The 11,077-nt window shown below is 66.1% G+C and carries 7 protein-coding genes and 2 rRNA genes; 5 read left to right on the top strand and 4 right to left on the bottom strand.

The features are described from left to right. Positions 1–9: 9 nt before the first annotated feature. Positions 10–687: a two-component system response regulator MtrA gene (gene mtrA, locus G4Z16_RS21640; RefSeq protein ID WP_028436107.1), complete on the bottom strand. Its 678-nt coding sequence runs from the start codon at positions 685–687 to the stop codon at positions 10–12. After that, positions 684–1,832: an S-methyl-5-thioribose-1-phosphate isomerase gene (mtnA, locus tag G4Z16_RS21635; RefSeq protein ID WP_197352356.1), complete on the bottom strand. Its 1,149-nt coding sequence runs from the start codon at positions 1,830–1,832 to the stop codon at positions 684–686. Before mtnA ends, mtrA begins: the two co-directional genes overlap by 4 nt. Before the next feature lie 138 nt (positions 1,833–1,970). On the opposite strand from mtnA, the gene G4Z16_RS21630 reads away from it, so the two are divergent. From G4Z16_RS21630 to G4Z16_RS21610, 5 genes are read left to right on the top strand one after another with little or no spacing between them, the layout of a single operon-like run. After that, complete coding sequence (locus G4Z16_RS21630; RefSeq protein ID WP_197352355.1) at positions 1,971–3,200, top strand: DUF7847 domain-containing protein; 1,230 nt, start codon at positions 1,971–1,973, stop codon at positions 3,198–3,200. A 4-nt stretch (positions 3,201–3,204) separates the two neighbouring features. Next, on the top strand, positions 3,205–3,981 hold the full coding sequence (locus G4Z16_RS21625) for a DUF4129 domain-containing protein (RefSeq protein ID WP_425508101.1): 777 nt from the start codon (positions 3,205–3,207) through the stop codon (positions 3,979–3,981). Further along, on the top strand, positions 3,978–5,267 hold the full coding sequence (locus G4Z16_RS21620; RefSeq protein WP_197352354.1) for a DUF4350 domain-containing protein: 1,290 nt from the start codon (positions 3,978–3,980) through the stop codon (positions 5,265–5,267). The genes G4Z16_RS21625 and G4Z16_RS21620 overlap by 4 nt, the downstream gene beginning before the upstream one ends. Next, positions 5,264–6,229: an AAA family ATPase gene (locus G4Z16_RS21615; protein WP_197352353.1), complete on the top strand. Its 966-nt coding sequence runs from the start codon at positions 5,264–5,266 to the stop codon at positions 6,227–6,229. Before G4Z16_RS21620 ends, G4Z16_RS21615 begins: the two co-directional genes overlap by 4 nt. 32 nt (positions 6,230–6,261) lie before the next feature. Further along, the gene (locus tag G4Z16_RS21610; RefSeq protein ID WP_197352352.1) at positions 6,262–7,572 is read left to right on the top strand and encodes a DUF58 domain-containing protein; all 1,311 of its coding nucleotides are present in this window, start codon (positions 6,262–6,264) and stop codon (positions 7,570–7,572) included. A gap of 105 nt (positions 7,573–7,677) precedes the next feature. Here the strand turns inward: G4Z16_RS21610 and rrf are convergent. Both rrf and G4Z16_RS21600 read right to left on the bottom strand, forming a co-directional pair. Next, a 5S ribosomal RNA gene (gene rrf, locus G4Z16_RS21605) occupies positions 7,678–7,794 on the bottom strand. A 125-nt stretch (positions 7,795–7,919) separates the two neighbouring features. Further along, positions 7,920–11,046 (bottom strand): 23S ribosomal RNA (locus tag G4Z16_RS21600). Between the last annotated feature and the right edge of the window lie 31 nt (positions 11,047–11,077).

Genomic DNA, 11,077 nt, shown 5'->3' with positions numbered 1-11,077 from the left:
CGGGTCATCTCAGCCGGGCCCGGCCTTGTAACCCACTCCGCGCACCGTCACGACGATCTCGGGCCGTTCCGGATCACGCTCGACCTTGGAACGCAGCCGCTGCACATGAACGTTGACCAGGCGCGTGTCGGCTGCGTGCCGGTAACCCCACACCTGCTCCAGGAGCACCTCACGCGTGAAGACCTGCCAGGGTTTGCGGGCCAGCGCCACCAGAAGATCGAACTCGAGCGGCGTGAGCGCTATGGAGACTCCGTCCCGCTTCACGGAGTGGCCGGCGACGTCGATCACCAGGTCGCCGATCGCCAGCTGCTCGGGTGCCGGGTCGTCGGACCGCCGCAGCCTCGCACGGATCCTCGCCACCAGCTCCTTCGGCTTGAACGGCTTGACGATGTAGTCGTCGGCCCCGGACTCCAGGCCCACCACCACGTCCACCGTGTCGGTCTTGGCGGTCAGCATGACCACCGGCACCCCGGATTCGGCCCGGATCAGGCGGCAGACCTCGATGCCGTCCCTGCCCGGGAGCATCAGATCGAGCAGAACCAGGTCCGGTTTCGTCTCGCGGAACGCGGCGAGCGCCTTGTCACCGTCCGACACGAACGACGGTTCAAAGCCTTCGCCGCGCAGCACGATTCCGAGCATCTCTGCCAGTGCGGTGTCGTCGTCGACGACGAGGACGCGTCCCTTCATGCCTTCATCATCCCATTACCCCATCGTGACGTTGTCGTTCGTGACGGGGAACACAGCCCCGCGACAGTTTCGCTGGTGACAGGCGAGATCACACCCCGCTCGGTGACGATGGCCGTCACCAGCTCCGGCGGGGTCACATCGAAGGCCGGGTTGTAGGCATCTGCCCCCATCGGGGCCACGGGAATGCCACCGCCGCGTTCCCCCCGTGCCTCCGGATGGTACGGCGCGTACGGCGAAGAGACATGCGTCACCTCCTCCGAAGGCCGCTGCTCGACCACGATGTCCGCGCCCCGCTTCGTCGCGAGGTCGACGGTGGTCACCGGCGCCACGACCACGAAGGGCACGCCATGGTGCCGTGCCAGCACCGAGAGCGGATAGCTGCCCACCTTGTTGGCCACGGAGCCGTCCGCCGCGATCCGGTCCGCGCCGATCAGCACCGCGTCCACTTCGCCGGCCGAGAACAGCGACCCCGCCGCACCGTCCGCGAGGACGCTGAACGGCATCCCCTCCCTCGTGGCCTCGTACGCGGTCAGCCGTGCGCCCTGCAGCAGCGGCCGTGTCTCGTCGACCCACAGCTTCTGCAGCTCGCCGGCTGCGTGCACCTGCGAGACGACCGCGAAGGCCGTGCCCCGGCCACCCGAGACCAGCATCCCGGTGTTGCAGTGCGTGAGCAGCCGCATCGGCGTCCTGCGGACCAGGTCACCGAGCAACTCGTGCCCGAGCTGCGCCATCCGTTCGCTGGCCTCGGCATCCTCCTCGTGGAGTGCTCTGGCCTCGGCGAGGGCGGCGGCGGCCGCCTGCTCGGCACCCGCTCCGTCGTCGAGCGCCGCCCGGTGGGCGCCCTCCACCCTGCGGACACCGGCTGCGAGATTCACCGCCGTCGGCCGCGCGGACGCCAACCGGTCGGCCACGTCGGCCACGTCATGGCCGCGTACGGCGCCGAGAGCGACGCCGTAGCCACCGGCCACACCGAGCAGCGGCGCGCCCCTCACGGACAGCGCCCGGATCGCCGCCACCAGGGCTTGTGCGTCCTCGCATATGAGCTCGGTTTCCTCGGCGGGCAATCTCGTCTGGTCGAGAAGCGCAAGTACCGGCCCCTCGGGGGTATCCGCCCAGCGCACCACCGGGACACCATGATCTGCCATCCGCACAGTCTGCCTCGTCCGAGCGGGACTTCTGAAGGTGATCCAAGAAAGCCGGGGCCCGCCCTTCGCCCTTTGGAAGCGTGGGACGATGGCAGTCAACCAGGCGATGGAGCGACCGAGACCTCGAGGTGACGACAAGTGAACGACTCTCCGGGCTGGACCTCGCCCGGATCTCCTTCCCCCGATCGTTCGCCCGAGGGCGAGAAGCCCGCTCAGGTGCCCGGGAGCACGCCGGACCCCGCGCCCGGGAACGATCCGCCCAGGAACTGGTCCGCGCAGCAACCGCCTGCCCAGGCGGGCCCGGGCTGGGGGGCTCCTCCGCCCGGTCGTCCCGGCCGCGACAACTGGGGCGGCTACTGGAATCAGCCGCCCGTGGCGAAGCCCGGAATCATCCCTCTGCGTCCACTGGGCGTCGGGGAGATACTGGACGGCGCAGTCAGCACGATGCGGGCGCACTGGCGCACCGTCCTCGGTATCTCCCTGGCCGTCGCCGTGGTCGTCCAGCTCGTGGCCACCGTCGTCAACGGTCTGTGGCTGACGGACGCGGCCGACCTCAGCGCACTGTCCAGGGACCCGCAGCCGAGCACCGACGAGTTCATGGACGCCATCAGCGGATCGCTGCGGCTGACCGGGGTACGCGCACTCGTCGAGACCCTCGGCACGGTGTTCGCCACCGCCATGCTGACGATCGTGATCAGCCGGGCGGTGCTGGGCCGTTCCGTCTCCGCCGGTGAGGCGTGGCGGGACTCGCGCCCCCAACTGCTGCGCCTGCTCGGCCTGTTGATCCTCCTGCCTCTTCTCGTCGCCCTGGCCATGTTCGTCGGCGCCGCTCCGGGAGCCGTGCTTCTGGCGGCGGGCTTCCGTGCTCTGGGCATCTCCTTGCTGCTCGTGGGCCTGCTGGCAGGCGTCGTCGCAGCGGTGTGGTTCTGGGTCCGGTTCAGCCTCGCCGCCCCGGCGCTGATGCTGGAGAAGCAAGGGGTCATCACGGCGATGCGCCGCTCCGCGAAGCTCGTACGCGGCAGCTGGTGGCGAGTCTTCGGCGTACAGATCCTCGCGACGATCCTGGTCGTCATTGTCGCCTCGGTGCTCCAGATGCCGGCGACGCTCATCGGGATGCTCGCCAGCGGCCAGGGACTCTCCGCCTTCGCCGAAGGAACACCGCCCACGGGCTGGTCCTACCTCATCTCCGTCGGCATCGGTGCGGTCATCGCGTCCACCATCACCTTCCCGATCCGGGCAGGCGTCACGGCCCTGCTCTACCTCGACCAGCGCATCCGACGCGAGGCGCTCGACCTCGAACTCGCCCGCGCCGCAGGCGTACCGGGCTACGGCGACCCGAAGTCCGACCGCCCGACGCCCGGGAGCTGAACTGATGCCGGGGGATGTGGCGACCGCGGCATCGGCAATGGCAGTCGGCCTGCACCCCGCGGCCCTCACCGAGGGTGGCGGTCCGCCCGTGACCACCCCGCGCGTCCCCGCGCGCGAAGCCGCCGAGCGAGAGCTGTCGAAGGGCGAGTACCACACGAACGAACCCGGTCTGCTCAACCGCATCCTCGACTGGCTGTGGGACCACATCAGTTCGCTGCTGAACTCGGCGGCGCAGGCGTCACCTGGCGGCTGGGTGGGCCTCACCGTGATCGTCCTGCTGCTGGTGCTGCTGGCCGTCGCCCTGCGGCTGAGGCTGGGCGCACTCCGCCCGGGGCCCGCGTCCGAGGGCGGAACCCTCTTCGACAAGGGCCCCCGCAGCGCGGCCCAACACCGCGCGGCAGCGGAGACACACGCTTCCGCCGCACGGTGGAACCAGGCGCTCCAGGAACGGATGCGGGCCATAGTCCGGTCCCTCGAGGAACGCGCCCTGCTCGACCACCGCCCTGGCCGCACCGCGGACGAGGCCGCAGTCGAGGCCGGCAAGGCACTTCCCGCACACGCGGAGGAACTGCGCTCCGCCGCACGGGCCTTCGACGAGGTGACGTACGCGAACAGGGACGTGGACTCCTCCGCATACGGGGCCGTGCGCGAACTCGACTCGGCCCTGCAGCGTGCGGAGCCTCTCCTCCCGGGCGCCGGCCAGGAACGGGCCGCGGGCCCCCTCGCAACGCAAGGCGCACCCGGCACGGGCACCTCCACGCCGGACGGAGGCAGCAGTTGAGCGCACCGTCCGGCACATCTGTCTCCCCCACCGCCCGGCAACTGTGGACCCGCGCCCGGGGTCTCCTGCTCGCCGCGGCGATTCTGGCCATGACCGGGGTGGCCATCGCCGCAGTGCGCTCCGGCGACGAGTACGGGCTTCTCGATCCTCGTTCCACAGCCGCCAACGGGAGCAAGGCCATCGCGCAGCTCCTCAAGGCACGGGGCGTCGACATCAAGATCGTCACGACCGCCGCCGGGGCCGAGAAGGCGGCGGGCCCAGGTACGACCGTCCTCGTCAGCGACCCCGAGGCCCTCAGCCGACGCCAGAAGGCGGATCTGCGAGGAGCGTTGGGGCAAGGCGGCCGGACCGTCCTCATCGCTCCCGGCCCCTCCCCGACCAAGGCCCTCGTCCGCGGAGCGAAGGCAGCGGCGCCGGCGGACACGCAGCGCACACCGCCGGACTGCGACTTCCCCGCAGCCGAACGGGCGGGCGACGCCGAAATCGGCGGACTCCGCTACGCCGTCTCCGACGACCGGGCCGACCTCTGCTATCTGCACCAGGGCCTGCCCTCCCTGCTGAGGATCCCGGACAAGCCGGACGGCGACAGCAAGCGCGCCCGCACGCAGGGCGACACCGTGCTGCTCGGAACTCCCCAACCGCTCTACAACCAGCGACTCGACAAGCACGGCAACGCCTCCCTGATGCTCCAGTTGCTCGGCTCCCGCCCGCATCTCGTCTGGTACCTCCCTTCCTCCGCCGATGCCTCCGCTCCCCAGGGCGGGCAGCGCAGCTTCCTCGACCTCGCGCCCGAGGGCTGGACCTGGGCCACCCTCCAGCTGTCGATCGCCGCCGTACTCGCCGCACTGTGGCGTGTACGCCGTCTTGGGCCCCTCGTGCCCGAGCAACTCCCTGTCTCCGTACGTGCGTCCGAAACCACCGAGGGCAGAGCTCGCCTGTACCGGCAGGCCAACGCACGCGACCGCGCCGCGGACGCCCTGCGCTCCGCCACCCGCGCGCGCCTCGCCTCGCTGGTCGGCGTCAGTCCCGCAGAGGCCGACTCTCCGCAGGCTCTGATCCCCACCCTCTCGACGAAGGCGCACCCCGGCGCCCACGCCGAAGCGGCTGCCGCCGCCGGAGCGGACTTCAGTGGGAACGCACGCCTTCACTCCCTTCTGTTCGGCGCAGCCCCGGCCACCGACGCGGACCTGGTCCAGCTCGCCGACGAACTCGACCACCTCGAACGGCGGCTCAGCGACGCCGCTTCCGTCACCCGTCTACCGACAGAGAAGGAACGCACCCAGTGAGCGCCCCCTCGTCAGACAGCGCCCGCAGCGCCCTCGAAGCCCTGCGGCTTGAGATCTCGAAGGCGGTCGTCGGCCAGGACGCCGCCGTGACCGGACTGGTCGTAGCGCTGCTCTGCCGCGGCCATGTGCTGCTCGAAGGCGTGCCCGGCGTCGCCAAGACACTGCTCGTGCGGACGCTCGCCGCGACCCTCGAACTCGAAACCAAGCGCCTGCAGTTCACCCCCGATCTGATGCCGAGCGACGTCACCGGGTCACTCATCTACGACGCCCGCACCGCTGAGTTCTCGTTCCAGCCCGGGCCCGTCTTCACCAATCTCCTGCTCGCCGACGAGATCAACCGGACACCCCCCAAGACCCAGGCGTCCCTGCTCGAAGCCATGGAGGAACGCCAGGTCTCCGTCGACGGCACCCCACGTGCCCTGCCGGACCCGTTCCTCGTGGCGGCCACCCAGAACCCGATCGAGTACGAGGGCACCTACCCCCTGCCGGAAGCCCAGCTGGACCGCTTCCTGCTCAAGCTGAACCTGCCACTGCCCTCACGAGAGGACGAGATCAACGTCCTGACCAGGCACGCCGAAGGGTTCGACCCGAGGAACCTCGACACGGCCGGCGTCTGCGCCGTCGCGGGACCGGCCGAGCTCGAGGCGGCGCGGAAAGCCGTCGCTGAGACCTCGATCGCGCCCGAGGTCATGGGCTACGTCGTCGATATCTGCCGTGCCACTCGTGAATCCCCCTCATTCATGCTCGGCGTCTCTCCCCGCGGTGCCACCGCTCTACTCGCCAGCGCCCGCGCCTGGGCCTGGCTCACGGGCCGCGACTATGTGATCCCCGACGACGTCAAATCCTTCGCCCTGCCGACCCTTCGCCACCGCGTACAACTCCGCCCTGAAGCGGAGATGGAAGGCGTCACAGCGGACAGCGTGATCAACGCGATCCTTGCCCATGTCCCCGTCCCCCGTTGAATCTCAGTGAGCTGATTGGCGAGCCCTGATTCATGGCACTCACCGGCCGTACAGCCCTCGGCGCCGCCCTCGGCGCCATCCTCGTCGGGCTGCTGCTCCCCAGCTGGACCGGCGTGCTCGCCGTCGAGCTCCCGTTGCTGATTGCGATCCTGTACGACCTCGCCCTCGCGGCGCCAGTGAATCAGCTCCGCTTCACACGTTCCGGTGATACATCAGTTCGGCTCGGCGAACATGCTTACGTGGACGTCCTCGTGGCCAACCCGACGCGACGGAAGTCCCGTCTCCAGGTCCGGGACGCGTGGCCGCCGAGCAGTTGGCCGGAAGGGACAGCGGAGGCCGCAAGCCGCCACCGTGCGAGCATCGCACCCGGTGAACAGCGCCTCCTGACCACGGTGCTTCACCCCACCCGCCGCGGCGACCGGCGCTCCGAGCGCATCACGGTCCGCTCGTCCGGCCCACTGGGTCTGGCCGCCCGCCAAGGAAGCCACTCCGTGCCCTGGACAGTACGCGTCCTCCCCGCCTTCAACAGCCGCAAGCATCTGCCCGCCAAGCTCGCCAGGCTCCGCGAACTCGACGGCCGCACGAGCATCCTCACCCGCGGCGAAGGCACCGAGTTCGACAGCCTCCGCGACTACATCCCCGGAGACGACACCCGATCGATCGACTGGCGTGCGACGGCCCGGCAGTCGACGGTCGCCGTCCGCACATGGCGTCCCGAGCGCGACCGCCACATCCTCGTCGTGCTCGACACGGGCAGGACGTCAGCGGGCCGCGTGGGCGACGCCCCCCGACTGGACACCGCGATGGACGCGGCTCTTCTCCTTGCGACGCTGGCCTCGCGGGCCGGCGACCGGATCGATCTCCTCGCCTACGACCGCGCACCGCGCGCAACGGTCAAGGGACGCGCGGCACATGAGGTCCTGCCCGCCTTCGTGTCGGCCATGGCACCGATCGAACCGGCCCTCGTCGAGTCCGACACCCGTGCTCTGGCATCGACCGCGCTCCGTATGGCACGGCACCAATCGCTACTGGTCCTGCTCACGGGTCTGGAGGCATCCCCCGTCGAGAACGGTCTCCTTCCCGTGCTCCCCCTCCTCACCGAACGGCACACGGTCCTGGTCGCCTCGATCGCCGACCCGCGCATCGCGGAAATGGCGGGAGCGAGAGGCGACGTCGACGCCGTCTACGAAGCCGCAGCGGCAGCACGCACGCAATTGGAGCGCAAGCAGACGGCCGACCGCCTCCGCAGGCACGGCGTCGTCGTTGTCGACGCGCTGCCCACGGAACTCGCACCGGCTCTTGCCGACGCCTACCTCAGTCTCAAGTCAACAGGCCGCCTCTGAGCCTCACTTCGAAAAGCACGCCGATTGTGTTTGGGCATGAAGAAGCCCCGTTGGTGTGTGTGGGTTGTTGTCCCACCCCTTCCAACGGGGCTTCTCCTACAGATAGTTCGGCGGTGACCTACTCTCCCACACGCTCCCGCATGCAGTACCATCGGCGCTGTAAGGCTTAGCTTCCGGGTTCGGAAAGTAACCGGGCGTTTCCCTCACGCTATGACCACCGAAACACACCCCCGGATACCGGAACCCGGCCCGGGGAAAACTCATGTGTGTCAGCGACTATCGCTGTTCAGTTGTATCCGCACAATGGTTGTTGTTTCAGATACCGCACAGTGGACGCGAGCAAATCTGTGGTCAAGCCCTCGGCTTATTAGTACCGGTCAACTCCAACCCTCACGGGTCTTCCATATCCGGCCTATCAACCCGGTCATCTCCCGGGAGCCTTAACCCCACACGGGGGTGGGAGTCCTCATCTCGAAGCAGGCTTCCCGCTTAGATGCTTTCAGCGGTTATCCCTCCCGAACGTAGCCAACCAGCCATGCTCCTGGCGGAACAACTGGCACACCAGAGGTTCGTCCGTCCCGGTCCTCTCGTACTAGGGACAGCCCTTCTCAAGACTCCTACGCGCGCAGCGGATAGGGACCGAACTGTCTCACGACGTTCTAAACCCAGCTCGCGTACCGCTTTAATGGGCGAACAGCCCAACCCTTGGGACCGACTCCAGCCCCAGGATGCGACGAGCCGACATCGAGGTGCCAAACCATCCCGTCGATATGGACTCTTGGGGAAGATCAGCCTGTTATCCCCGGGGTACCTTTTATCCGTTGAGCGACGGCGCTTCCACAAGCCACCGCCGGATCACTAGTCCCGACTTTCGTCCCTGCTCGACCCGTCAGTCTCACAGTCAAGCTCCCTTGTGCACTTACACTCACCACCTGATGACCAACCAGGCTGAGGGAACCTTTGGGCGCCTCCGTTACATTTTAGGAGGCAACCGCCCCAGTTAAACTACCCACCAGACACTGTCCCTGATCCGGATCACGGACCCAGGTTAGACATCCAGCACGATCAGAGTGGTATTTCAACAACGACTCCACACCCGCTGGCGCGAATGCTTCACAGTCTCCCACCTATCCTACACAAACCGAACCGAACACCAATATCAAGCTGTAGTAAAGGTCCCGGGGTCTTTCCGTCCTGCTGCGCGAAACGAGCATCTTTACTCGTAGTGCAATTTCACCGGGCCTATGGTTGAGACAGTCAAGAAGTCGTTACGCCATTCGTGCAGGTCGGAACTTACCCGACAAGGAATTTCGCTACCTTAGGATGGTTATAGTTACCACCGCCGTTTACTGGCGCTTAAGTTCTCAGCTTCGCCACACCGAAATGTGACTAACCGGTCCCCTTAACGTTCCAGCACCGGGCAGGCGTCAGTCCGTATACATCGCCTTACGGCTTCGCACGGACCTGTGTTTTTAGTAAACAGTCGCTTCTCGCTGGTCTCTGCGGCCACCACCAGCTCCCCCAGCACGTGGGATCACCAGCCGTGGCCCCCCTTCTCCCGAAGTTACGGGGGCATTTTGCCGAGTTCCTTAACCATAGTTCACCCGAACGCCTCGGTATTCTCTACCAGACCACCTGAGTCGGTTTAGGGTACGGGCCGCAACAGCACTCGCTAGAGGCTTTTCTCGACAGCATAGGATCATCCACTTCACCACAATCGGCTCGGCATCAGGTCTCAGGCCCTATGTCATGCGGATTTACCTGCATGACGCCCTACACCCTTACCCCGGGACAACCACCGCCCGGGCTGGACTACCTTCCTGCGTCACCCCATCACTCACCTACTACAAGCTCGGTCCGCCGGCTCCACCACACCAGCAGCATCCCGAAGGACACCACTGGGGGCTTCACGGGCTTAGCATCACCTGATTCAGCGTTGGCGCACTGCCACGGGTACCGGAATATCAACCGGTTATCCATCGACTACGCCTGTCGGCCTCGCCTTAGGACCCGACTTACCCTGGGCAGATCAGCTTGACCCAGGAACCCTTAGTCAATCGGCGCACACGTTTCTCACGTATGTATCGCTACTCATGCCTGCATTCTCACTCGCATACCGTCCACAACTCGCTTACACGGCTGCTTCACCCGGCACACGACGCTCCCCTACCCACCCACACACCCGTTAGGGCTACCTATGTGAGTGACACGACGTCGGCGGTGTGCTTGAGCCCCGCTACATTGTCGGCGCGGAATCACTTGACCAGTGAGCTATTACGCACTCTTTCAAGGATGGCTGCTTCTAAGCCAACCTCCTGGTTGTCTCTGCGACTCCACATCCTTTCCCACTTAGCACACGCTTAGGGGCCTTAGTCGATGCTCTGGGCTGTTTCCCTCTCGACCATGGAGCTTATCCCCCACAGTCTCACTGCCGCGCTCTCACTTACCGGCATTCGGAGTTTGGCTAAGGTCAGTAACCCGGTAGGGCCCATCGCCTATCCAGTGCTCTACCTCCGGCAAGAAACACACGACGCTGCACCTAAATGCATTTCGGGGAGAACCAGCTATCACGGAGTTTGATTGGCCTTTCACCCCTAACCACAGGTCATCCCCCAGGTTTTCAACCCTGGTGGGTTCGGGCCTCCACGAAGTCTTACCTCCGCTTCACCCTGCCCATGGCTAGATCACTCCGCTTCGGGTCTTGAACACGCTACTCAAACGCCCTCTTCGGACTCGCTTTCGCTACGGCTCCCCCACACGGGTTAACCTCGCAACATGCCGCAAACTCGCAGGCTCATTCTTCAAAAGGCACGCAGTCACGACGCACCAAGCAAGCTTGGCACGCGACGCTCCCACGGCTTGTAGGCACACGGTTTCAGGTACTCTTTCACTCCGCTCCCGCGGTACTTTTCACCATTCCCTCACGGTACTATCCGCTATCGGTCACCAGGGAATATTTAGGCTTGACGGGTGGTCCCGCCAGATTCACACAGGATTTCTCGGGCCCCATGCTACTCGGGTGGTCCTCAAACAAGTTGCCGACATTTCAGCTACGGGGGTCTTACCCTCTACGCCGGGCCTTTCGCATACCCTTCGCCTACATCAACAATTTCTGACTCGCCGACCGGCCGGCAGACCGATCAAGAGAACTCCCACAACCCCGTACATGCAACCCCTGCCGGGTCTCACACACATACGGTTTAGCCTCATCCAGTTTCGCTCGCCACTACTCCCGGAATCACCGTTGTTTTCTCTTCCTGCGGGTACTGAGATGTTTCACTTCCCCGCGTTCCCTCCACACACCCTATACATTCAGATGCGGGTGACAGCCCATGACGACTGCCGGGTTTCCCCATTCGGACACCCCCGGATCACAGCTCGGTTGACAACTCCCCGGGGCCTATCGCGGCCTCCCACGTCCTTCATCGGTTCCTGGTGCCAAGGCATCCACCGTGCGCCCTTAAAAACTTGGCCACAGATGCTCGCGTCCACTGTGCAGTTCTCA

This window comes from Streptomyces bathyalis, assembly GCF_015910445.1.
Lineage (GTDB): Bacteria > Actinomycetota > Actinomycetes > Streptomycetales > Streptomycetaceae > Streptomyces > Streptomyces bathyalis.
This window is presented reverse-complemented; position numbering and strand designations above follow the sequence as displayed.

Excerpts from the sequence above, each read along its gene's own strand:
- mtrA (WP_028436107.1), bottom strand. The coding sequence starts at position 687 with ATGAAGGGACGCGTCCTCGTCGTCGACGACGACACCGCACTGGCAGAG.
- mtnA (WP_197352356.1), bottom strand. The coding sequence starts at position 1,832 with ATGGCAGATCATGGTGTCCCGGTGGTGCGCTGGGCGGATACCCCCGAG.
- G4Z16_RS21625 (WP_425508101.1), top strand. The coding sequence starts at position 3,205 with ATGCCGGGGGATGTGGCGACCGCGGCATCGGCAATGGCAGTCGGCCTG.
- G4Z16_RS21610 (WP_197352352.1), top strand. The coding sequence starts at position 6,262 with ATGGCACTCACCGGCCGTACAGCCCTCGGCGCCGCCCTCGGCGCCATC.